At 64.6% G+C, this 21322-nt stretch carries 23 protein-coding genes and 2 riboswitches; of the genes, 12 read left to right on the forward strand and 11 right to left on the reverse strand.

Going from position 1 to position 21322, the window contains the following annotated elements:
* Positions 1 to 2: 2 nt before the first annotated feature.
* The 8 genes from A9D13_RS05270 to A9D13_RS05305 form a co-directional block, all read right to left on the reverse strand.
* Entirely contained in the window at positions 3 to 938 is a 936-nt protein-coding gene (locus tag A9D13_RS05270) for an ROK family protein (RefSeq protein ID WP_066771101.1), read from the reverse strand.
* Positions 939 to 1041: 103 nt separating this feature from the next.
* Positions 1042 to 2481: a DEAD/DEAH box helicase gene (locus A9D13_RS05275; RefSeq protein WP_066771104.1), complete on the reverse strand. Its 1440-nt coding sequence runs from the start codon at positions 2479 to 2481 to the stop codon at positions 1042 to 1044.
* A gap of 252 nt (positions 2482 to 2733) precedes the next feature.
* The gene (locus tag A9D13_RS05280) at positions 2734 to 3408 is read right to left on the reverse strand and encodes a retropepsin-like aspartic protease family protein (protein ID WP_066771106.1); all 675 of its coding nucleotides are present in this window, start codon (positions 3406 to 3408) and stop codon (positions 2734 to 2736) included.
* A gap of 45 nt (positions 3409 to 3453) precedes the next feature.
* Positions 3454 to 4638 (reverse strand): CCA tRNA nucleotidyltransferase, encoded by a 1185-nt coding sequence (locus A9D13_RS05285; protein ID WP_066771107.1) that lies wholly within the window; start codon positions 4636 to 4638, stop codon positions 3454 to 3456.
* A 7-nt stretch (positions 4639 to 4645) separates the two neighbouring features.
* Positions 4646 to 5272: an NUDIX hydrolase gene (locus tag A9D13_RS05290; RefSeq protein WP_066771109.1), complete on the reverse strand. Its 627-nt coding sequence runs from the start codon at positions 5270 to 5272 to the stop codon at positions 4646 to 4648.
* Positions 5269 to 5829, reverse strand: a complete 561-nt coding sequence (locus A9D13_RS05295; RefSeq protein ID WP_066771115.1) for a DUF1285 domain-containing protein — start codon at positions 5827 to 5829, stop codon at positions 5269 to 5271. Before A9D13_RS05295 ends, A9D13_RS05290 begins: the two co-directional genes overlap by 4 nt.
* Positions 5830 to 5856: 27 nt before the next feature.
* On the reverse strand, positions 5857 to 6372 hold the full coding sequence (locus tag A9D13_RS05300) for a GNAT family N-acetyltransferase (RefSeq protein WP_066771116.1): 516 nt from the start codon (positions 6370 to 6372) through the stop codon (positions 5857 to 5859).
* Positions 6373 to 6478: 106 nt separating this feature from the next.
* A complete protein-coding gene (locus A9D13_RS05305; protein ID WP_066771122.1) occupies positions 6479 to 7672 on the reverse strand; it encodes a PQQ-dependent sugar dehydrogenase in 1194 nt (397 codons plus the stop codon).
* Between the two features lie 48 nt (positions 7673 to 7720).
* On the opposite strand from A9D13_RS05305, the gene A9D13_RS20945 reads away from it, so the two are divergent.
* Positions 7721 to 8320, forward strand: coding sequence for a ribonuclease HII (locus A9D13_RS20945; RefSeq protein ID WP_066771123.1), 600 nt, complete (start codon positions 7721 to 7723; stop codon positions 8318 to 8320).
* The gene (locus A9D13_RS05315; protein WP_216635491.1) at positions 8317 to 9240 is read left to right on the forward strand and encodes an oxidoreductase; all 924 of its coding nucleotides are present in this window, start codon (positions 8317 to 8319) and stop codon (positions 9238 to 9240) included. Before A9D13_RS20945 ends, A9D13_RS05315 begins: the two co-directional genes overlap by 4 nt.
* Here A9D13_RS05315 and A9D13_RS05320 read toward each other — a convergent pair.
* On the reverse strand, positions 9237 to 9935 hold the full coding sequence (locus A9D13_RS05320) for a sulfotransferase family protein (RefSeq protein ID WP_066771805.1): 699 nt from the start codon (positions 9933 to 9935) through the stop codon (positions 9237 to 9239). The two genes, A9D13_RS05315 and A9D13_RS05320, sit on opposite strands and share 4 nt — an antisense overlap.
* 261 nt (positions 9936 to 10196) lie before the next feature.
* Between A9D13_RS05320 and A9D13_RS05325 the strand changes: the two genes are divergently transcribed.
* From A9D13_RS05325 to A9D13_RS05335, 3 genes are read left to right on the forward strand one after another with little or no spacing between them, the layout of a single operon-like run.
* A complete protein-coding gene (locus A9D13_RS05325; RefSeq protein ID WP_066771130.1) occupies positions 10197 to 11351 on the forward strand; it encodes a site-specific DNA-methyltransferase in 1155 nt (384 codons plus the stop codon).
* A gap of 18 nt (positions 11352 to 11369) precedes the next feature.
* Positions 11370 to 12491: a dihydropteroate synthase gene (gene folP / locus A9D13_RS05330; RefSeq protein ID WP_066771132.1), complete on the forward strand. Its 1122-nt coding sequence runs from the start codon at positions 11370 to 11372 to the stop codon at positions 12489 to 12491.
* On the forward strand, positions 12488 to 13114 hold the full coding sequence (locus tag A9D13_RS05335; protein ID WP_066771134.1) for a DUF1643 domain-containing protein: 627 nt from the start codon (positions 12488 to 12490) through the stop codon (positions 13112 to 13114). The genes folP and A9D13_RS05335 overlap by 4 nt, the downstream gene beginning before the upstream one ends.
* Here the strand turns inward: A9D13_RS05335 and A9D13_RS05340 are convergent.
* Together A9D13_RS05340 and A9D13_RS05345 are read right to left on the reverse strand one after the other, a co-directional pair.
* On the reverse strand, positions 13039 to 13761 hold the full coding sequence (locus tag A9D13_RS05340) for an SDR family NAD(P)-dependent oxidoreductase (protein ID WP_066771136.1): 723 nt from the start codon (positions 13759 to 13761) through the stop codon (positions 13039 to 13041). The genes A9D13_RS05335 and A9D13_RS05340 overlap by 76 nt on opposite strands.
* Positions 13762 to 13779: 18 nt before the next feature.
* Positions 13780 to 15192 carry a sigma-54-dependent transcriptional regulator gene (locus A9D13_RS05345; RefSeq protein ID WP_066771138.1) on the reverse strand — a complete coding sequence of 471 codons (1413 nt, stop codon included), beginning with the start codon at positions 15190 to 15192 and terminating at the stop codon, positions 13780 to 13782.
* A 314-nt stretch (positions 15193 to 15506) separates the two neighbouring features.
* Here A9D13_RS05345 and A9D13_RS21240 point away from each other — a divergent pair, with 314 nt between their 5' ends.
* The 7 genes from A9D13_RS21240 to A9D13_RS05375 all read left to right on the forward strand — a co-directional run bounded on the left by A9D13_RS21240 (position 15507) and on the right by A9D13_RS05375 (position 21319).
* Positions 15507 to 15629 carry a hypothetical protein gene (locus tag A9D13_RS21240; protein ID WP_268235813.1) on the forward strand — a complete coding sequence of 41 codons (123 nt, stop codon included), beginning with the start codon at positions 15507 to 15509 and terminating at the stop codon, positions 15627 to 15629.
* Between the two features lie 204 nt (positions 15630 to 15833).
* A complete protein-coding gene (locus tag A9D13_RS05350) occupies positions 15834 to 16556 on the forward strand; it encodes an aspartate/glutamate racemase family protein (protein WP_066771141.1) in 723 nt (240 codons plus the stop codon).
* A 114-nt stretch (positions 16557 to 16670) separates the two neighbouring features.
* A complete protein-coding gene (locus A9D13_RS05355) occupies positions 16671 to 17894 on the forward strand; it encodes a deoxyguanosinetriphosphate triphosphohydrolase (protein ID WP_066771144.1) in 1224 nt (407 codons plus the stop codon).
* A 15-nt stretch (positions 17895 to 17909) separates the two neighbouring features.
* Positions 17910 to 18659 carry an NAD(P)H-binding protein gene (locus A9D13_RS05360; protein ID WP_066771147.1) on the forward strand — a complete coding sequence of 250 codons (750 nt, stop codon included), beginning with the start codon at positions 17910 to 17912 and terminating at the stop codon, positions 18657 to 18659.
* A 77-nt stretch (positions 18660 to 18736) separates the two neighbouring features.
* Positions 18737 to 18844, forward strand: a riboswitch (glycine riboswitch).
* A 1-nt stretch (position 18845) separates the two neighbouring features.
* Positions 18846 to 18969: riboswitch (glycine riboswitch) on the forward strand.
* A gap of 48 nt (positions 18970 to 19017) precedes the next feature.
* A complete protein-coding gene (gene gcvT, locus A9D13_RS05365) occupies positions 19018 to 20172 on the forward strand; it encodes a glycine cleavage system aminomethyltransferase GcvT (protein ID WP_082922134.1) in 1155 nt (384 codons plus the stop codon).
* A 25-nt stretch (positions 20173 to 20197) separates the two neighbouring features.
* The gene (gene gcvH / locus A9D13_RS05370) at positions 20198 to 20569 is read left to right on the forward strand and encodes a glycine cleavage system protein GcvH (RefSeq protein WP_066771150.1); all 372 of its coding nucleotides are present in this window, start codon (positions 20198 to 20200) and stop codon (positions 20567 to 20569) included.
* Positions 20570 to 20572: 3 nt separating this feature from the next.
* Positions 20573 to 21319, forward strand: a complete 747-nt coding sequence (locus A9D13_RS05375; RefSeq protein WP_066771153.1) for a class I SAM-dependent methyltransferase — start codon at positions 20573 to 20575, stop codon at positions 21317 to 21319.
* The last annotated feature ends 3 nt before the right edge of the window (positions 21320 to 21322 follow it).

Genomic DNA, 21322 nt, shown 5'->3' on the forward strand with positions numbered 1-21322 from the left:
GGCTAAGGCTCGGGCGACCAGCCGGCTGGCCATTCGCCATATGCGGTGCGATGGGCAAGCGCCAATGCGCCGGTAAGGCCCGTCGACGCGCCCGCGGTGGGCGGGGCGAGATAGTCGCCCATGCTGAGAGCGGCGAGGCTGGCGTCATAGCCGCCAAGCTTTCGCAAGAGGCTCTCGCGCACGCGGCCCAGCATGGAGGGTGCCTCCATCACGCCCCCGCCCAGCACGATGCGTTCGGGCCGCACGACATAGCTTAGCGTGGCGCATAGCGCGGCGAGGTAATCGGCCTCGATCTCCCACGCGGGGTGATCATCGGGCAGGCTCTCGGCAGGCTGGCCCCAGCGTGCGCGCATGGCGGGGCCGGATGCCATCCCTTCGGCGCAGTCGCCGTGAAAAGGGCAGATGCCCGCAAAACCCTCGTCCCCTTGCGCGCGGGGGAGGGGGATGTGTCCGGCTTCGGGATGATTGGCCCCGCCATGGGGAGCGCCTGCGATAAAGACGCCGACCCCGATCCCGGTGCCCACGGTGACATAGCAAAAGCTGTCGAGGCCCCGTCCGCTGCCGAACAGATGTTCACCGATGGCGGCGCAGTTCACATCGGTGTCGAACGCGATCGGGGCATTGGTGACCTCCCGGAAATGGCCGATGAGATCCGCGTTCTGCCAGCCGGGCTTGGGCGTGGTGGTGATATGGCCATAATCGTCTGCCGCAGGGTTCAGCGACAAAGGCCCGAAACTACCGATACCCAGCGCCGCCAGGGAGCCGTGCGCGGCGATGGATTCGGCAAAGAACCGCCCTGCCGCGCCCAGCGTCTGTTCGGGCGTTTCGGTCGGTATGCGCAATTCGTCGATAATCCGGCCATCCGCCCCGGCGATCGCACACAGGAATTTCGTTCCGCCCGCTTCTATCGCGCCAAGGACTCCGGGGGTGTCGCTCATCGTCGCTCTCCTCTTCGCCGATCCATCACAGCATTGCGGGCAAAAGAAAAGGGCGGGAAAGCCAATGCCTTCCCGCCCTTTATCATTTTCGCTGTGCCGCGTATCAGCGTGCGCGAACGGCACCCTTGTGCGCGCCCACGCCATTCGCGCCCTTGGGGCGGAAACGGCGGCGCTTGTTGCCCATGTCGTCGCGCGGCTCGCCATCACCGCGATTTTCGGCGCGCTTGCGCTGCTGGCGCTGCTCGAAATTCTTCGAGCCGCCCTGACCGCCATCGCGTCCACCCTTGGGGCCGCCACGACCGCGGCCACGGCCACCACCACGGCCTCCCTTGGCATTGGGATCGCGTTCCGCGCCTGCGGGGGCACGGGTCGGCTTGGGCAGCTTTTCGGCATTGGCGACGAAATTGTCCGGGATCGGCAGGATCGCGGGCTTGTTCTTCGTCAGCCGCTCGATGTCGCGCATATAGGGCTTTTCGTCCGGCGCGACGAAGCTGATCGCCATGCCGTCAGCGCCCGCACGCGCGGTGCGACCGATGCGGTGGACATATTGTTCGGGCACGTTCGGGATTTCGAAGTTGAAGACGTGGGACACGCCCGAAACGTCGATGCCGCGCGCGGCGATGTCGGTCGCGACCAGTACCGGCACCTTGCCATCGCGGAAACCGTCGAGGGCACGAATGCGCTGGGCTTGCGTCTTGTTTCCATGGATCGCGGCGGCATTGATGCCGGCGGCGACCAGGTGGCGCACGACGCGGTCCGCGCCATGCTTGGTGCGGGTGAAGACCAGCGTACGGTCGATCTCGCCGCTCTCGATGCCCTTCAGCAGCGAAAGCGTCAGGAGCGACTGCTTTTCCTTCTGGTCGATGAAAATCGCAAACTGCTCGACGCGTTCCGCCGTGGTCGACTGCGGGGCGACCTCGACCTTCACCGGGTTGTTGATGAAGCGCTTGCCCAGCTTTGCGATCGCATCGGGCATGGTCGCGGAAAAGAACAGCGACTGGCGCCCTTCGGGCAGCAGTGCGGCGACACGGGTCAGCGGCTTGATGAAGCCGAGGTCCATCATCTGGTCGGCTTCGTCCAATACGAAGATCTCGACATGGCGCAGCGTCAGCGCGCGCTGGTCGATCAGGTCAAGCAGGCGGCCCGGCGTCGCGACAAGGATGTCGGTGCCCGCGACCAGCTTCTTTGCCTGCTTGCCAGCGGGAACGCCGCCAAAGATGCACTGGATGCCAAGACGCGTGTTCTTGGCATAGAACTTCATGTTGTCGGCGATCTGCGCGGCCAGTTCGCGTGTGGGCGAAAGCACCAGCATGCGGCAAGATGCCGGCTGCGGGCGCTTGTCTTCGCGGATAAGGCGGTCGATCGAGGGGAGCGAGAAGGCAGCGGTCTTGCCGGTGCCGGTCTGCGCGATGCCGAGGATATCGCGGCCTTCCATCAGCGCGGGAATTGCCTGGCGCTGAATCGGGGTCGGCTCTTCATAGCCTTTTGAGGCGAGAGCGCGGGTAATGGGCTCGGCCAGGCCAAGCTCGGAGAAATAGGACAAATCAAATACTCACATGGGTACGAACGCATCTGTGGCGCGCGTACGGGGTCGTACGGCGACCCTTAGCGTGATCGGGAAGCAGCGGCGTGGCGGCCCCGTTGGTCGGGGTTCGGATGCGCGGCCAGATCGCCATTTCTGTCGGCGGGGCTCACGCAGGCATCCGGGTGTCGCGCCGATCCGGCGCGCTGCCACAGGCGGTCACATAGGGATAGTTCGGCACCTGCGCAATCAAATTCGCAAGCGCAGCAAGGATCAGAGGTCCTGCACCGGCTGCGGATGATGCGGCACCAGCACCAGTGTTCCGTCCTCCACCCGCCAGCTTTCGAGGCGGGAGAGGAAATTCATGCCCAGCACGTTGATCCCGTTCATCGACGGCGCGACCACCACATCAAGATCGCGCGCGACGATATTGCCGGCGCGCAATTCGCCCATGGTCGCGACCTTGCCGGGCGCGGAACCGTTTGCGGTCTGCAGCGCGATGGTGCCGCGAAATGCGCTGGGCTCGATTCTACCGCGCGCGGCGGCATCTTCGCCCATCGCGGTCAGCGAAGCGCCGGTGTCGATCAGGAAACGTTCGGGATGGTCGTTGACGGTCGCCTCCAGCCAGTAATGGCCGTCGCGGGACAGGGGCACGCGGGTTTCATCGCCCTCCACCACCTGTTCGGGCATGCCCAGTTCGGCAACAGACAGGCTGCGCGCGAAATCGCTGCCGCCCGACAGTCGGGCAACGTCGATCACGGTCAGCACCAGCGCGATGGCGAGGCCGAAACTCCCAAGGCCCCGCAACAGCCCGCCCAGACGCGGCATGGAGCGGATCATCGCGCCGCCGATGATCGAAACACCCAGCGCGATCAGCGCAAACAGTAAAAGCGGGTTTTCGGCGAAAAGCTCGCCATAGGGGAGGGAGGAGAGACGGGAGAGATCCATTTGCCGCTCTTGTACCACTCCTTAGCTTTCTGTCCGCTGACCGGGCTATCCGGTTGCGCGGGCCACTTCTTCAACCATCATGGCGCGCACACGATCCTCGCCCGGGAAACCTTCTTCGATCCAGCGGGATTCCACGGCGCGCAGGGTCCTTGCGATCAGCGGGCCCTTGTCGATGCCTGCGGCGAGGATGTCGCCGCCCGAAATCGGAAGCCGCGGCACGTCCCAGCCGGTGACCGGCGCAATGCTTTCGCCCAGCAGCAGCAGGCGGTCGCATGCGCTTTCGGGCGATAGGCGATAGGCAAGGGCGCGCGGGTCCTCAGCATCACTCGCCTCGCGCGAGGCGGCGATACCGATGCGCTTGCGCTGCGCGTTGGAGAGGCGGAGGCGCGAGGCGACCTGCTCGGCAGTCACCTTGTCGGGCGGCAGCAGCGCGGCAAGGCGGCGGATCGGGTCGGCCTCGACCCCTTGGGCCTTTTCCTGCGCCACCAGATCGGCAAGCGCGGCAATGCCTTCGTCCTCCACTTCAGGCAGGATGACGGGGAGCACGCCCAGCTGCGCCATCAGTTCGCACACGGGCGCGGGATCGGGCAGTTTCAGGATGGAGAGCAATTCGCCCGCCACCCGCTCGCGCGACAGGCCCTTCAGCGTTGAGGCGAGATCGCGGCAGGCGGCGATTGCCTCGTCATCCGGCTCTGCACCGAAACGGGCCTGGAACCGGAAATAGCGCAAGATGCGCAAGTGATCCTCGCGAATGCGCTCGCGAGCGTCTCCGATAAAGCGCACGCGGCGCGCATCCAGATCGGAAAGACCGCCGAAATAATCGTCGATCTCCAATGTGTCGGGATGGGCGTACAGCGCATTGATCGTGAAATCGCGGCGTGCAGCATCGTCTTCCCACGCATTGGCAAAGGCGATGGTCGCGCGGCGGCCATCGGTTTCGACATCGCGGCGCAGGGTCGTGATCTCGACCGGGCCTTCGGGCAGGATCGCGGTCACGGTGCCATGGTCGATGCCGGTGGGGACAGAGCGTATGCCCGCCTCCTCCAGCCTGGCACACACGTCCTGCGGCAGATGGCGCGTGGCGATGTCGACATCATAGGCGGGCACGCCCAAGAGCCCATCGCGCACGCAGCCGCCGACATAGCGGCAATCCTGCGCACCCAATGCGGCGATTAGTGCGGGCAGGTCGGCGCGTGCGGCCCAGTCCGCCTTTGGCAGGGTGATGGTCATGATCGGCCTATAGCGGGGCGCCGCGCAGCAGGCGGCGGCGCAGATTGTCGAGAATGGCGGCGGTCACGCCCCAGATGCGATAGTCGCCGAACTGCATTTCCAGCACATGGCGCTGCCGTCCCATCAGCTTGGCCGTTGTCTTGTTCACGTTTTCCGGGGCGAGCAGGAAGGACAGCGGTGCCTCGAACCAGCTGTCGACCTCTGCCGGGCTGGCGACCAGAGGCAGGTCGGGCGGGACGGTTGCGATGACCGGCGTGATGTCGAAGCCGCTGCCGGTGCGATAACGATCGCTCTCTCCGATGACGCAGACGCGCGACGGGGGCAGCGCGATCTCCTCCTCCGCTTCGCGCAGAGCGGCCTGGACCGGGGTTTCGCCCGCATCGATCCCACCGCCGGGAAAGGCGACCTGCCCCGGATGACGGCGCATCTTGGTCGGGCGCTGGATGAACAATATGCCGGGACCGGGGGATGATGGATCCTCGGATGTCAGCGGGCGGTCGGTGATCGCGACCAGCACGGCGGCGCGGCGCGGCTGGCCTTCGGGCATCCAGTCGACATCGTCGCGCAGCCCGGTAACCTTTCGCCGGTGCCCTGCGCGATACAGCGCGACGAGGCGGTCATGCAGCGTGGTCATGCCGGGATCAGCGCAAACACCGCGCCCTTGCTGGCGACCGAAAGCGGATCGTCGCCGCGTGCGATGGCGATCTCGGCCAGCTGCGCATAGGTGGAGCGGTCCAGCCGCGCCTCCAGAGCGCCGCGCACGCGGACGTAGAGCGCGGGCGTATCGGCATCGCCGCGCGCGATAACCGGGTGATCGGCATCGGCTGTCACGAATTCATCGGTGTTGAGGCGGAAGGAAAGGACCGGCTGGCCGGCTTCCTCGTCCTCTTTCACATCCACGGCGATGAAGGGGGCGTCCTCAACCTCGATCGATTGCTTCTGATAGGGAAGAACCAGCCAGAACCCGTCATCGTCGCGCCGTAACAGCGAGGAAAAGGCGCGCACCATACCCGCGCGGGTGATCTTCGATCCGTCGTGATACCAGCTGCCGTCGGCGGCGATGGTCATGCCGCTGTCGGCGCTGGCCTCGGGGTGCCAATCGTCGACCGGCGGCAGGCCGCGCTTCGCCATGCTCTCGGCGATTTCGGCAAGGCTTAGGCCGGCAAGGTCGGGTGGAATCTCGTAAGGCATCGCGGGAAAAGGCGATGCCAGATAGCATCACCCGCGCCAAGGCCCCAGCATACCCAATTGCGGCAATATGCCGCTATTCTCCGCCCGGACCAGCAGGCGCGCGGGATCATAGGGGCCGGGCAGGGTCCAGCCCTGTGTCGGTTCGGCCACGAAACCGAAGAAGCGTCCATAGTAATCCGCATCGCCGATCAGCACCTGCGGCAGCCCCACGCCGCCGCCTGCCTGCACCGCCGCGATCATCGCCAGCATCAGCGCCTTGCCGTAACCGTCATTCTGCATTTCGGGCAGCACGGCGACGGGGCCGACCATGATCAGCGGATGCGGACGCCCTTCCGGATCGGTCAACGCCACCGGCCAGCACTGGATCGTGCCCGCCAGCATGTCGTTGTCGTCAAGCGCGGCAAAGGACAGCCCCGCGAGCGGCTCCACCCCGTCACGCACCTTATAGGCGGTTCGCTCATGCCGTCCCGGACCGAACGCACGGTCCAGCAGCGCTTCGACAAGCGCGGGATCGACCTGATCGAGAGGGATGATATTGGGCATGTTCAGCGGGTCTTTTCGGCGGCTTTCTGCCGTTTCTGGCAGGAAAGCGCGCCGATAGGGGCTGGCGTGCGCCCTGTCGAATCAATTTGGGGCCAATCGATTTCGGTCAGTCGGCGTTTGCGGGCACATCCACCGGCGTCAGTCGCCACAAATGCGCCTCCGGCCCGTCTTCCGCGGCCCAGATCGCTCCGTCGGGGGCCTGCGCGAGCGCGCGCATGCGTGCACCCATCGGATAGCGAGCCTGCTCCTTCGCGGCGGTGCCATTGATCCGCACCAGCACCAGCGCTTCGCTGGCTAGCCCGGCGATGACCGCATCGCCCTGCCAGTCGGGGAACAGCGCGCCCGAATAGAACATCATGTCGCCCGGAGCGATCACCGGGTCCCACCATTCGGCGGGCGGCAGGTAATCGTCGTCCGGCGAATGGTCGGGGATCGCGCCGCCGCCATAGTTCACGCCGTTCGACACGTTGGGCCAGCCGTAATTGCCGCCCTCGGTGACAAGGTTCAGCTCATCGCCGCCCTGCGGTCCGTGCTCAAGGTCCCAGAGCTGCCCATCCTTGTCGAAGCCGAGGCCGAGGATGTTGCGGTGGCCATAGGACCAGATCTGCCTTGAAACGCCGCCGCGTTCGGCAAACGGATTGCCGGAAGCGGGGGTGCCGTCGGGCAGCAGGCGCACGATGGTGCCCAGGTTGTTCGACAGGTCCTGCGCCGGGTCTTTCTTTTGCCGGTCGCCGCTGGCGATGAACAGATATTCGCCATCGGGCGAAAAGGCGATCCGGTGCGAATAATGGCCGCGCCCGGTCACCTTGGAGCTCTGACGCCAGATGACGCGCAGGTCGCGAAGCTCGCAGCTGGTCTGCGTTCCGCACAGCATCGTGGCGCGCGCGACCGCCGCGCCGCGGGTGTCGCCATCGCCTGCTTCGGCCCAGCTCAGATAGACGGCATGGCTGGATTCGTAGTCGGGGGCGAAGCGAAAATCGCCAAGCCCGCCCTGGCCTCCGTAATCCACCTCTGGCACGCCCGAAACCGTGCCCCGCGTACCGTCAGGGCGCAGGAAGGTGATCTCCCCCTTCTTCAGCGTGACGAAGAGATTATTGGTGCCCGGTTCGAATGCCATGGCCCAGGGTTCATCGAAAGTGCCCTTGTCCTCCCGGTCGAAGGGGGGAGAGCTGGAGGGAGCGGATTTATCCGCAACATCTCCACTATTAGCCTGGGACGGAAGGTCGCTGCAGCTTGCAACGACGACCGTGCCGAGCGAAACAAGCGCCATGCCGGCAAGACTGACGGATCTGGTGTTCATGCGCCTCTCAACGGACGATAGCGCCCGGCGGTTCCCCAACTGCGACGAGTGGAGCGGACGAAAGTGATCGTCGGCGTGGACGAGGCGGGGCGTGGCCCGCTGGCAGGCCCGGTCGTGGCCGCGGCCGTGCTGCTTTGCAAGCCGCGCCCTGCAGGCCTTGGCGATTCCAAGGTGCTGAGCGGAACGAAACGCACTGCGCTTGAAGAGGTGATCAAGCGCCGCTGCGCGTGGGGCGTGGGCGTGGTGGAGGTCGAGGATATCGACCGGCTCAACATCTTCGGCGCGACCATGCTGGCGATGACCCTAGCGGTGGAGGCGGTGTGCCAAAAGATCGGCTGTGATCCTCTGGAGGTGCTTGTCGATGGCAATCTCACCCCCGCAGGTCGCCGCCCCGAATGGCGCTGGCCCGCGCGCGCCATCGTCAAGGGCGATGCCAAGGAGCCTTGCATTTCGGCCGCGTCCATCATCGCCAAGGAGCACCGCGACCGTATCATGCGCGCAGCCGCGCTGGCGCATCCGCATTACGGCTGGGAACGCAATGCCGGATATGGAACGGCCGAGCACTTGGAGGCGTTGAGGCAGCACGGGCCCACCCCGCTGCACCGCCGCAGCTTTGCCCCTGTCGCCCAGCTGGAGATGAAGCTTTGAGTGATTTTACCGCGGCCCACATGGGCGACCAGTCCGGCAAGTGCTTCATTGTCACCGGTGCCAATGCCGGCATCGGGTTCGAGATTTCCCGCTTGCTTGCAGCAAGGCGCGCGCGCGTGGTCATGGCCTGCCGCGCCGAGGGCAGGGCGCTTTCGGCCATGCAGGAGATCCGCGCCAAGGTGCCTGATGCCGATCTCGCCTTCCTTCCCCTGGATCAGGCCGATCTGGCAAGCGTGCGCCGGGCGGCTGAACTGGCCGCGAAGGAATCGCGCATCGATGCGCTGGTCAACAATGCGGGCGTGATGGTGCCGCCCCTGACTTTCACGAAGGACGGGTTCGAGATGCAGTTCGGGGTCAACCATCTCGGCTGTTTCGCGTTCACCTCGCTGTTGCTGCCCGCCCTGCGCAAAAGCGCGCAGGCGCATGGCGAGGCGCGCGTAGTCGTCACCGCCAGCATCGCACATAAGGGCGGCGCTATCGAATTCGGCAATCTCGACGGATCGCAGGGCTATGACCGCATGCGCTTCTATCGCCAGTCGAAGCTTGCCAACCTGCTTTTCGCAACCGAACTCGACCGGCGCCTGAAGGCAGAAGGCAGCAAGGTGAAGGCGATCGCCTGCCACCCCGGCGTCGCGCAGAGCGAATTGACGCGCCACATCCCGCTACGCCGCCTGTTCACGCCATTGCTGGGCGTGGTGCTCAACACGGCGGAGAAGGGCGCTTGGCCTGCGCTTCAGGCCGCGACCGACCCGGCGCTGGAGGGCGGCGAATATCTGGGGTCGCGCGGCATTTTCGAAGCGCGCGGACCATCTGGTCCGGCATGGAAGAGCCCGACTGCCCGCGATCCGGAACTGGCGAAGCGCCTGTGGGATGTGTCAGAGCAGATGACGGGCGTTGTGCCGGGGCTCTCAGGCGCCTAGCCGCCGAACGCCTTTTCGCGCAGCGCATCAATATAGCCGCGTCCCCATTCCTCCATCACCACCGGATCGGCCGGCAGCCCGCCGGTCTCGTCCGATGCTTCGCCAAGCTCGTCGCGGCTGTTGACGCGGGGGAAGGGGCAATCGGGCACCGGCACGCCCAGGAATTCGCACAATGGCTCCCACCCCTGTTTCGGATGGAAGACCAGCAGGCGTTCGGGCGGCAGGGCGGCGATCACCTCGGCGTTTCGCTTCTCGTACCAGTCGGTCATGAATGCGCGGTCCTGCATCGAACCGGCGGCAAAGGCATCGTAGATCGCGCCTTTCATCATGCGCTCGACCGGGGTTCCGACAAGCGTCGCCTGCATGCGCGGGGCGAAGATCGTTTCCGACACTGAATCGAACCAGCTGTCCGCATCGCGCGTTGTCAGCACCAGTTTCGCCTGCGGGTAATGTTCGGCCAGTTCGCGCCAATAGCTGCAGGCGGGATAGTCCGTTGTCGAGCGGAAATCTGCGAAGATCCCGTCCCAGTCGGGCTTGCCATCCACGACATCCAGCCACAGCGGCAATTGCGCGCGGACATTGGCGAATAGCTCGCTCATGTGGAAGCAGGGATCGAAGCCCAACCTCTCCAGCGCGAATTTCAGCGAAAAGGTCGCGTTGCGGCCAAGCCCTGCACCGATCACTTCGAGCGCCATCATCATCCCCCCGGTTCGCGACCCGGCCCGCATGGATGCGCCCGCCCGCAAATCCCCGCAATGAATATTTCTTTCCCGCGAGTCCGGAAGGCCACAGTCGCAAGATCGTGAGTCCGGCAAAGACTCGCGGACTCAATATCTTGTGATCGGCTGTTGCGGAGAGGACTCACATGGCCCTGCAAACGATCAGCTGCTCGCCGCAACGCGCTTGACGGGGAGTCCCGGTGGATTCATCAAGGTGGTTATCCACAGGGGAAAGCAATGGCTACGATACTCAAGACCCGCGCTCCGGCGCGCCAGAAAAGGGCTGCGCCCGCCACGGAAACGGCGGCTGAGCTGCGGGCAAAACTGCCGCTGGGGCAGATATTGGACGGCGACTGCATCGAGGCGATGCGGTCCATCCCGTCGGCGTCGATCGACATGGTGTTCGCCGATCCGCCGTATAATCTCCAGCTGGGCGGCGACCTCGACCGCCCCGATGGCAGCCGCGTCGATGCGGTGGACGACGACTGGGACAAGTTTTCCAGCTTTGCCGTCTATGACCAGTTCACGCGGGAGTGGTTGGCGCAGGCGCGCCGGATCCTGAAGCCTACCGGTTCGCTCTGGGTGATCGGCAGCTATCACAATATCTTCCGCGTCGGCACGGCGATGCAGGATGCGGGCTTCTGGATTCTGAACGATGTCGTCTGGCGCAAATCGAACCCCATGCCCAATTTCAAGGGCACGCGTTTCACCAATGCGCATGAAACGCTGATCTGGGCGTCGATGGGCGAAAAATCGAAATATACCTTCAACTATCGCGCGATGAAGACGCTGAATGACGAGCTGCAGATGCGCTCGGACTGGGTGCTGCCGATCTGCGGCGGGCAGGAGCGTTTGAAGAAGGGCGGCACGAAAGTGCACCCGACGCAAAAGCCCGAGGCGCTGCTCTATCGCGTCATGCTGGCGACGACCAATCCGGGCGATGTCGTGCTGGACCCGTTCTTTGGCACAGGCACCACCGGCGCTGTCGCAAAACGCCTTGGCCGTGAGTGGATCGGCTGCGAGCGCGAGGGCAATTACCGCGAAGCCGCGGTCGAGCGTATCGAAAGCGCGCTGCCGCTGGATGAAAGCGCGCTGAAGGTCATGCAGTCCAAGCGCTCTGCCCCGCGCGTCGCATTCGGCGCCCTGGTCGAGGCTGGCTATGTCCCCGCAGGGGCCACGCTTACGGACAAGAAACGCCGCTATACCGCCACCGTGCGCGCCGATGGGTCGCTGGTCGCGGGCAAGGAATCCGGCTCGATCCATGGCCTTGGCGCTTCGCTGCAGGGCGCGCCTTCGTGCAATGGCTGGACCTTCTGGCACATGGAGAGCGAGAAGGGGCTGGAGCCGATCGACAGCGCGCGCCAGCTTTACCTGTTGGCCACCGAAGATTGACCCGCTACCCAGCGGCGCATGAGCAAGCTCTATCTCCAGCCGCTGGGTTTCGCGCCCTCTCCGCAAAGCTTTGATGACGGCGGTGACCCGCCTGACGTGATCCGGCTGGCGGGCACTATGTGCTATGTCAGCCATATCGCGCTGATCATCCGGTCGGGCGCACGCGTGACGAAGCGAGAGATTATCCGCCCGTCGCAAATCGCCAGCGTGTTGGCATCGCTGCCCGACGATCTCGCCGCCGATGGCGAGGAGCAATATTCCAATCTCCGCAAGGCGCATATTCCGCTGGATCTCGGGCAGAGGACGATCCGCCTCGACCAGCCGCAGGTGATGGGCATTCTGAATGTCACGCCCGACAGCTTTTCGGACGGCGGCAGTAATACGGATGTCGAAACCGCGGTCGGCCACGGCGTCGACATGCTGGAAGCTGGCGCGGCGATCATCGACGTGGGCGGCGAAAGCACGCGCCCCGGCGCGAAGCCCGTATGGGAAGGCGACGAAATCGCACGTGTCGTGCCCGTGGTCGAACGCCTCGCGCGCGGCGGTGCGGCGGTGTCGGTCGATACGCGCAATGGCACGACCATGTCCGAAGTGCTGGCGGCGGGCGCGACCATCATCAACGACGTGTCCGCCCTGCGGCACGATCCGCGCAGCGCCGAAATCGTCGCGAATGCGGGCGCGGCGGTGATTTTGATGCATGCGCCGGGGAAGGGCGAGGATCTCCACGCCGATGCGAGTTATGACAATGTGGTGTTCGACGTGTTCGACCATCTGCGCGAGCGTCGCGATGCGGCGCTGGCGGCAGGGATCGCGCGCGAAAAGATCATCCTCGATCCCGGCATTGGTTTCGGCAAGACCGTGGCCGAAAACCTCGCGCTGATCGAGAACCTGCCGCTGCTGCATGCGCTGGGTCAGCCAATATTGTTCGCCGCCAGCCGCAAGCGGTTCATCGGGGCGCTATCGAACGAGGCTCCGGCGGACAAGCGCATGGGCGGTTCGCTGGCGGTCGCGGTGAAGGCGATGGACGCGGGCGCGCAGATGATCCGCGCGCATGATGCTGCCGAAACGGTGCAGGCCATGCATGTGTGGCGCGGAATGCGCGATGCCGCGCTCACGGATTTCTCCCAGCTGGCGTCATGAACGCGGCGCTCGCCATAGAGCGCATTGCCAGGTGGGCCACCGCTGCCAAGCTGGATTTCCGGCATGACAGGGCCGGCGGCCATGGCGCGGTTTTCAGTCGCTGCGGGCGCTATCGCTATCTGCTGTGGCGCGACGCAGGGCCGGGGTGCGAATTGCTGGGCATCGCCATGCTCAATCCGTCAAAAGCGGATCACCTGCACAACGATCCCACCATCGCGCGCTGCCATTCGCGGGCGTTGGAAGAGGGTGCCTCGCTGCTGGTCTGGAACCTGTTTGCCCTGCGTGAGACGGATCCGCTGAAGCTGAAGAAACGTCGCGGCCCTGTCGGCGGACGCAATGACGAGGCGACCCGGCTGGCGCTGGAAATCGCCCCGCGCACGATTGCCGCATGGGGCGTGCATGGGGCGCATCGCGGGCGGGCCGATCAGGTGGCGCGGCTTGCACAAGAGAGCGGGTATGCGCTCATGTGCCTTGGTGTGACGAAGGAGGGGCATCCGCGCCATCCGCTCTATCTGAAAAAGGGCACGCCCATGCAGGGCTGGCCGCTTCAGCCGATCAGCGAGCCGCCGTCAGACACCAGCACCGTGCCGGTGGCATTGGCCGCCATGTCCGAAAGCAGGTAGAGGACCGATCCCGCGATCTCCTCCGCACTCGCTACTCGGTTCAGCGGAGTGCCCGCCGCAACGCCTGCCATCATCTCGGCGCGGGCGGCGTCATCGCCCCACATGGCGGTATCGACCGGGCCGGGGGCGATGGCATTGACGCGAATGCCCGCCTCCGCACCCTCTGCCGCCGCGATCTTCATCAACTGGATCAATGCCGCCTTGCTCGCGCCATAGGCTGCCGTGCCGGGATAGGGGCGCAATGCCGAGAGAGAGCTGGTGATGACCGCTACGCCGCCGCCTGTCATCGAACGCATGGCGAAGGACAGGGACAGGAACGCGCCATCGAGGTTCACGCCCATGATGCGCCGCCATTCGGCGAAATCGCCTGTCGCAATCGGGCTGGGGCCACCGGCCACGCCCGCATTGATCACGGCAAGGTCAATCGTGGCTGAGAGGTCGGACCAAAGTTCGGGGTCGGACACATCGCCCGATACAAGTGTCGTATCGCAAGCGAGGTCCATTGCCTCCAGCGCCGCCGCATCGCGGTCGACCAATAGCAGATGCGCCGCCCCGCGCGCCGCCAGCGCCCGCGCGCAGGCAGCACCGATGCCCGATGCCGCGCCGGTGACAAGCGCGCTTTTTCCGGTAAAGTCGAAATCCCCCATGACCGGGGTGTGCCCCGATCAGGCGGCGTTGTCGATGCCCAGATCCGCAAGCTTGCGGTAAAGCGTGGAACGTCCGATGCCCAGACGCCGCGCGACCTCGCTCATCCGTCCGCGATAATGGCCAATGGCAAGGCGGATGACGTCCGCCTCGATCTCCTCAAGCGAACGCAGATGTCCGTCGGGGCCATAAAGCGTCACGCCGCCCGCCACATCCGCCGCGCGCGGGCCGATTTCGCCCACGATATTGGCGAGCTGCGGAAAATCCTGTTCGGTCAGCGCGTCGCGGTCGCAGAAGACGACGGCGCGGAACAGCACCGCCTGAAGTTGGCGCAGATTGCCCGGCCAGGCATAGCCTTCCAGCAAGGCAAGCGCATCGTCGGTTACGCCCAGATGGCGAAGGCCCGGCTGTTCGCCGATCAGTTTCAGGAAATGGCGCGTCAGCGGGGCGATGTCGATCTGCCGCTCGCGCAGCGGCGGCAGGGTGATCGAATTGCCGTTGAACGCCTCTGCCAGGATCGGTTCGAGAATGCCCTGTTTCGACAGGGTCATGGCATCGGTTCCAGCCGTGGCAAGGATGCGCACGTCGACGCGGAAGCTGTGCGATGCGCCCAGCGGCTTTACGATGCCGGTCATGATCGTATCGGCCAGCCGGTGCTGAAGCGCAGGGGGCAGGCGTTCGAGATCGTCGATCAGCAGCGTGCCGCCATCGGCCTCCTGCAAGACGCCGGTGCGTTTTTCGAAAGCGCCGGGAAAGGCGCCGCGTTCATGGCCATAAAGCGCCGATTCGATCGCGGCGGGGGCCATGCCGGTGGTGTGAAAGATGATCAGCGGCCCACGCGAACGCGGGCTGGCCGAATGGATCGCGCGGGCGAGCAATTCCTTGCCCGTGCCCGGTTCGCCCGCCACCAGCAGCGGCGAATGGCCGCGCGCGCCCTTGGCCGCGCGGGCAAGGGCGGTGCGGAAGGTGGGCGCGGACCCGATCATCATGTCGAAATCGAGCTGCGTCTCGATCTTCTCGGTCAGCGGGGCCAGTTCGTCGGAAGCGAGCGCGTGTTCGACGCTGCTTTCCAAGGCATAGATCAGCCGTTCGGATGCGATCGGTTTGATCAGGTAATCGGTCGCGCCGGCGCGCATCGCCTCTACCGCCAGGAGCGGGGAGGCGCTGCCGGTGATGAACAGGATTGGCATTTCGGGCGCAGCGGCGCGCACACGCCCGATCAGGCGGCACGAATCATCGCCAGCCACCCAGCTGTCGAGCATGAGCGCCTGCGGCTTTTCCGCAGCGGTGTCGGCCAGCATCGCAAGCGCCGATTCGCCATCGGCGACAATGCGGGTGCGCCAGCCAGAACGGCCGGCCAAGGCGTTGATCTGCCTGATCTGGGTAGCGTCTTCTGCGACCAGCAGCATCAGGCGAGGTTCGTCTTCAACCATCGTTTGCCCCGTTTAGGGTGCGGCAGAACGCCGTCCCCCCTGAAGAGACACACATAACCCGATATCGTGAACAATGCATTTATCCTGTTTGCAATTGCGGCGAGAAAGGCCGGATTGAAGGGTAAATACGGAGTTTCACCTATTTATTTTTTTGCCGTGGCCGCGCTTTCACAGGCATCGACGATGGCATCCATGCCCGACCGATTGCGGCAAGCCGCTTGTCTGGGGCGATGGGTCGCACTAGAGAGCGGGTGACCAAAAGGACGCGAATGCCCGGGGGGCACGCATCAGGCTACAGGGACAAGGGCTGAGAGATGGAAAAGCCGGACACGATCAACAAAGCGCGCGAAACCTATTCGAGCTTCGTCAGCTGGTTCAAATGGGGCACGATCGGCGTGGCCATCCTGACCGCTATCGTGGTGTTGATCATCGCTTGATCGGCGCTGAAGAGAGCGCGGCAAGCTCTGCTGCGCCGCGGCGAGCTGCCGCGCCGTTCTCTTCATATTAACCCATTACGGGGAAAACTCGCAGGCGAGGGGCCATTCGGTCCGCTCGCCTCGTTGCGTTTCGCATCTGCAATGCGTTAGGCATCGGATGTTACGGACCGGGCCATCAGGGCTGTTGTGAGGGATTTCCTGGCATTGCGAAAACTCGGCCTTATCGGAGGCATGAGCTGGGTCTCGACCCGGGTCTACTACGAAGACATCAACACCATCGTGCAGCGGCGGGTGAACCCCACCGCCAGCGCGCCGCTGGTGATGGAGAGCATCGACTTTTCGACGCTGTACCGCACCATCGGCAAGCCGGAATGGGATCACGCCGCCGAAATCCTGATCGATTCGGCCAGGCGGCTGGAAGCGGCAGGCGCGGGCGCGCTGGTGATCGCGGCCAATTCGATGCACGCGGTCTATGACAAGGTGACGGCAGAGGTTTCGATCCCTGTCATCCACATCGCCGACTGCGTCGCGCGGCGCATGACCGCAAAGGGCGTGAAGCGCGCCGCGATCCTGGGCACGCGCAATGTCATGATGGAAGATTTCTATCGTGAGCGGCTGGTGACGCAGGATATCGAACTGCTGCCGCCGAACATGGAAGTGGTCGAGCAGCTCGACACCATCATCTATGACGAGCTGATGCACGGGAAGGTCCGCCGCGATAGCGAGCGGGCGTTGAAGACCATGATCACCAATCTGGAAAAGCAGGGTGCGGAGGCCGTGGTCATGGCCTGCACCGAGCTGGACCTGCTCATCGACACCGATGCCAACATCCTGCCTATCTTCGATTCAGGGCATATCCACGCCGCCGCGGCTGCCGAATGGATCATCGGCGACGACACGCCCGCGACCCCGATCACGCAGGATTGAGGCCGAGGCAACACCGCCCAAAGCCATATCGAACGCATTTCCCTGAGGATTGGCCGCAAGTTCGCGCTTTGATCCGGTTTTTCTCACGCGCGCGATCTGCCATCGGTGGCTGTAATGGAAGAAATTCTCGCAACGCCGTCAAATCCGCCGACGCAGGGCCGTGAAGGCCATGCATCCTATGCAGCCGATCCCGCCGTCACCCGTGGCCGCGAATTCGGTGAGGTCGAAGGAGGCGTGCGCGGTCCGCGCAGCGCCTATCAGCGTGATCGTGACCGGATCATCCACTCGATTGCCTTCCGCCGTTTGAAGCATAAGGCGCAGGTCTTTGTCGCACCATACGGCGATCATTACCGCACGCGCCTGACCCACAGCCTTGAGGTTGCGCAGGTCGGCCGGGTCATCGCCCGCGCATTGGGGCTGGACGAGGATCTGACCGAGGCTTTGTGCCTTGCCCATGACATCGGCCACGCACCCTTTGGCCATGCGGGCGAACGTGCCTTGAAGCGGGCGCTCAAGGATCATGGCGGTTTCGACCACAACGCCCATACGCTGCGCGTGCTGATGCGGCTGGAAAGCCCCTATTGCACGCATGAGGGGATGAACCTGTCGTGGGAAACGCTGGAGGGGCTGGCCAAGCATAATGGCCCGATTCCCGCAGGCAGGAAACTGCCATGGGCGCTGGAAGAGCTGGACAATGCCTTCCCGCTGGATCTGCAGGCGCATTCCAGCCTTGAAGCGCAGGTGGCCGGGCTGGCCGACGACATCGCCTATGACAATCACGATATCGAAGACGGGCTGCGCGCCGGTTTTCTCGAACTCGACCAGCTGCTTTCGATCGATTTCATCGACCGCCAGTGGCGCGCGATCGAGGCGAAGTTCCCCGGTGTCGCGCGGGAAAGGCTGCAGCGCGAACTGATCCGTTCGCAGATCGGCTGGATGGTCACCGACGTGATTGCTGAAACGAAAGGCCGCATCGCCGGTGCGGGGGTTGAGACCGCCGCCCATGTCCGCGAGGCCGGGCATCAGCTGGCCGGTTTTTCCATCGGCGTTGCCGAGGCGGAGCGGCGGCTGAAGAGCTTCATGTATGAAAAGCTCTATTACCATCCCGCGCAAAAGCGCACGGCGGAACTGGCCGATGTGCTGGTGGGCGGGCTGTACGAAGCCTATGCGGGTGACCCGACGCTGCTGCCCGGCGACTGGCAAAAGGCGCTGCCCGAAAGCCAGCCTGCGCGTGCGCGCCATATCGCCGATTTCATCGCCGGCATGACCGACCAATACGCCATCCGCGCCCATGCGAAGATCTATGGCGAGGCGCCCGAGGAATTGAGCCATGTCTGAGGTAAGGGTGCGCCGATGACGCAGACGGGAAACTATGGCGCAAGGCGCGGCAGCCTGCACATGGTGCTGGTCGGCGCTACCGGCCTGATCGGGACCGAGGTGATGAAACGCACCGCGGATCATCCCGAAATCCGCCTGACCGCCATTTCCCGTCGCGAAGTGCCGCTGCCCGATGGCGCGCGCATGGAGATGATCCTCGCCGATCCGGCCAGCTGGGGTGAGGTGATCGGCCAGCTTTCGCCCGATGTGCTGGTAAGCGCGCTCGGCACGACCTGGCGCAAGGCAGGCCAGAGCCAGGAGGCGTTTCACGCGGTCGATCACGATCTTGTCGTCGCCTGCGCGACGGCCGCCAGCGAAGCGCGCGTGCCGCAGTTCATTGGCGTGTCCTCCGCCGCGGCGGATCGGTTTTCGAAAAACTTCTATCTGCGGACCAAGGGCGAGATGGAGCAATCGGTGAAAAAACTCGCCTTTGCCCGCGTCGACATGCTTCGCCCCGGCCTGCTGCGCGGCAAGCGCGGGAATGACCGCCGGACAAAGGAAAGGCTGGCGATCATGGCCTCTCCGCTTACCGATCTGTTCATGGGCGGTTCCTTGAAGCAATATCGTTCCATACCCGCAGGCCTTGTCGCAGATGCCATCTACGCGCTGACCGAAGCGCGGGCCGATGGGCGCTATGTCCATGATAACGAAGCCATTCGCGGCGTGCTGCTGCGCGCCAATGCCAAGCGGCACCTGGCCAGCGGCAGGTTGGACGCGGGGGATTAATTTCACCAACCGGCATCAATTGTGCATTGCGGCAATTGACTTTGGGCGGGCCGTCGAACAGGCTTTTCGGCATATCGCTGACCCGTGCGGGAGAGCGTTGGTGATTCGCCACCCAGCGAATGAGCCAGCCGCCGAAGGAGCAACCGCCCCGGAAACTCTCAGGCACCAGGGACCGTGCCGGGTCGATAGCGATGCTCTGGAAAGAGCCGTGGCGGGTTTGTCCCGCAGGCCACCGAAGGGGTATCCTCGCACCGCGCCCTCACGCGGTTCTCGGGGGAAGCTCTCAGGTTTCCGCGACAGAGGGGGCTTGCGCGTGCCATCGGGCCCGCGCTGGCCTTTACTGTGACGGAGCCTGATTTTGAGTGAACCTGTAATCGAAGAAGAAGCCATCGACGAAGGCCCCCACAAGCTGCCGCTCGACGCCTGGCATCGCGCCGCAGGTGCCCGCATGGTGCCTTTTGCGGGCTATGAAATGCCGATCCAGTACGAAGGCATCATTGTCGAACACGAATGGACGCGCACCAATGCGGGCCTGTTCGACGTGTCGCACATGGGCCAGCTGATCGTTTCGGGCGAAGGCACAGCCGAGGCGCTGGAGGCCTTGCTGCCGGGCGACATCTCGGCGCTGAAGCCGGGGCGCATCCGCTATTCGCTGCTGCTGAACGACGATGGCGGCATCCTCGACGATCTGATGGTGACCAATGTCACGGTCGAAGGCGAGGAGCCGACCTATTACATCGTCGTCAATGGCGCGGTGAAGTGGGACGATATCGGTCATCTGCGCGAATTTCTACCCGATGCGATCACCCTGACCCATCTCGACGACCGCGCCCTGCTGGCGCTGCAGGGGCCGAAAGCTGCCGAGGCGCTGGAACAGGTGCTGCCGGGCGTGGCCGAGCAGCTGTCTTTCATGCAGGCGACCAGCACTAGCTGGAACGGCGTGGAGATCGGCATCGGCCGCTCAGGCTATACCGGCGAAGACGGTTTCGAACTCTCGGTACCGGAAGAAAGCGTCGAGGCGCTGGCCGAGGCGCTGTGCGCGCTCGATCAGGTAAAACCGATCGGGCTGGGCGCGCGCGATTCGCTCCGGCTGGAGGCGGGCTTGCCGCTTTATGGCCATGACCTCGATGAAAAGACCGATCCGGTCACCGCCGATCTCGGCTTCGCCATTTCCAAGCGTCGGCGCGAGGAAGGCGGATTTCCGGGGGCGGAAAAGATCCTCGCCCTGCGCGAACATGGTCCCAGCGCCAAGCGTGTGGGAATGTTGATCACGGGCCGCATGGCCGTGCGCGAAGGCGCGCCGATCTTTGCCGGGAACGCACAGGTCGGCACCGTGACCAGCGGCGGTTTCGCACCCAGCGTCGGCCAGCCCATTGCCATGGGCTATGTCGAGGCGGGGCATGCCCTTTCGGGCACGAAGCTTATCGTCGAAATGCGCGGTAAACAGATCGAGGCGACCGTCACCGACATGCCCTTCGTCCCGCACCGCTATTACCGCAAACCCAAAGCCTGAATTTTCTCACGGAGTTATTGCCGCAATGACCATTTATTACACCGAGGAGCACGAGTGGATTTCCGTTGAAGGAACGACCGGCACCGTTGGCATTACCGATCACGCGCAGGAACAGCTGGGCGACATCACCTTTGTCGAATTGCCCGATGCGGGCAGCACCGTGAAGAAAGGCGACAGCGTCTCGGTCGTCGATTCGGTCAAGGCCGCTTCCGACGTCTACACCCCCGTTTCGGGCGAAGTGACCGAAGTGAACCCCAAGCTGGAAGACGAACCGGAACTGGTGAACTCCAGCGCCGAAACCGATGGCTGGCTCTTCAAGATCGCCCTGTCGGACGCATCCGAACTGGAAAGCTTCATGGACGAGGCTGCCTACAAGGAATTCGTCGAGAGCCTTTGATCCGTGACCGAAGCTGCCACTCAGATCTGGGATGCGGAAAGCTATGGCCGCCACGCGGGCTTCGTGCCCGCGCTGGGCGAGCCGGTGCTTGAACTGCTGGGCCCGCAGGCGGGAGAGCGCGTGCTCGACCTTGGCTGCGGCGATGGCGTGCTGACTGAAAAACTGGTGGCAGCTGGCGCGAATGTAATGGGGCTGGACCCCGATGCGGGGCTGCTGGAACAGGCGAGCGCGCGCGGCCTGCACGTGGTGCGGGGCGATGCGCAGGCGCTGAACTTCGACAGCGAATTCGACGCGGTGTTTTCGAATGCCGCGCTGCACTGGATGGCGGATCATCCTGCGGTCTATGCAGGCGTTTACCGGGCCTTGAAACCCGGCGGGCGCTTTGCGCTGGAATGCGGCGGTTTCGGCAATATCGCCGCCATGCGCACCGCGATCCGCGCCGTGGCCCAGCGCCGCGGTCTGGATGCGCCCGACCGGCAGAACTATCCCACGGTGGCGCGCGCCAGCGCCGAGCTTGAGGCTGCCGGGTTCCGCATCGATTCCATCGCGCTGATCCCGCGCCCCACGCCCTTGCCCGATGGCATGGGTGCATGGCTGAAAACCTTCCGCCACGGCTTCTTCACCGGCCCCGACGCCGACACCATGATCGAGGAAGCGACCGAGCTTCTTCGTCCGCAACTCTGTGATCCGGCGGGAAACTGGACCGCCGATTACGTACGCCTGCGCTTCCTTGCCCATAAGGACATTTGAACA

The organism is Croceicoccus mobilis (genome assembly GCF_001661965.1).
GTDB lineage: Bacteria > Pseudomonadota > Alphaproteobacteria > Sphingomonadales > Sphingomonadaceae > Croceicoccus > Croceicoccus mobilis.

Excerpts from the sequence above, each read along its gene's own strand:
- A9D13_RS05335 (WP_066771134.1), top strand. The coding sequence starts at position 12,488 with ATGAACGCGGCGCTCGCCATAGAGCGCATTGCCAGGTGGGCCACCGCT.
- A9D13_RS05285 (WP_066771107.1), bottom strand. The coding sequence starts at position 4,638 with ATGACCATCACCCTGCCAAAGGCGGACTGGGCCGCACGCGCCGACCTG.
- A9D13_RS05295 (WP_066771115.1), bottom strand. The coding sequence starts at position 5,829 with ATGCCTTACGAGATTCCACCCGACCTTGCCGGCCTAAGCCTTGCCGAA.
- A9D13_RS05270 (WP_066771101.1), bottom strand. The coding sequence starts at position 938 with ATGAGCGACACCCCCGGAGTCCTTGGCGCGATAGAAGCGGGCGGAACG.
- A9D13_RS05340 (WP_066771136.1), bottom strand. The coding sequence starts at position 13,761 with ATGGGGGATTTCGACTTTACCGGAAAAAGCGCGCTTGTCACCGGCGCG.
- A9D13_RS05355 (WP_066771144.1), top strand. The coding sequence starts at position 16,671 with ATGGAAGAAATTCTCGCAACGCCGTCAAATCCGCCGACGCAGGGCCGT.
- A9D13_RS05320 (WP_066771805.1), bottom strand. The coding sequence starts at position 9,935 with ATGGCGCTCGAAGTGATCGGTGCAGGGCTTGGCCGCAACGCGACCTTT.
- A9D13_RS05290 (WP_066771109.1), bottom strand. The coding sequence starts at position 5,272 with ATGACCACGCTGCATGACCGCCTCGTCGCGCTGTATCGCGCAGGGCAC.
- A9D13_RS05300 (WP_066771116.1), bottom strand. The coding sequence starts at position 6,372 with ATGCCCAATATCATCCCTCTCGATCAGGTCGATCCCGCGCTTGTCGAA.
- A9D13_RS05325 (WP_066771130.1), top strand. The coding sequence starts at position 10,197 with ATGGCTACGATACTCAAGACCCGCGCTCCGGCGCGCCAGAAAAGGGCT.
- A9D13_RS05360 (WP_066771147.1), top strand. The coding sequence starts at position 17,910 with ATGACGCAGACGGGAAACTATGGCGCAAGGCGCGGCAGCCTGCACATG.
- folP (WP_066771132.1), top strand. The coding sequence starts at position 11,370 with ATGAGCAAGCTCTATCTCCAGCCGCTGGGTTTCGCGCCCTCTCCGCAA.
- A9D13_RS21240 (WP_268235813.1), top strand. The coding sequence starts at position 15,507 with ATGGAAAAGCCGGACACGATCAACAAAGCGCGCGAAACCTATTCGAGC.
- A9D13_RS05280 (WP_066771106.1), bottom strand. The coding sequence starts at position 3,408 with ATGGATCTCTCCCGTCTCTCCTCCCTCCCCTATGGCGAGCTTTTCGCC.
- A9D13_RS05345 (WP_066771138.1), bottom strand. The coding sequence starts at position 15,192 with ATGGTTGAAGACGAACCTCGCCTGATGCTGCTGGTCGCAGAAGACGCT.
- A9D13_RS05305 (WP_066771122.1), bottom strand. The coding sequence starts at position 7,672 with ATGAACACCAGATCCGTCAGTCTTGCCGGCATGGCGCTTGTTTCGCTC.
- gcvH (WP_066771150.1), top strand. The coding sequence starts at position 20,198 with ATGACCATTTATTACACCGAGGAGCACGAGTGGATTTCCGTTGAAGGA.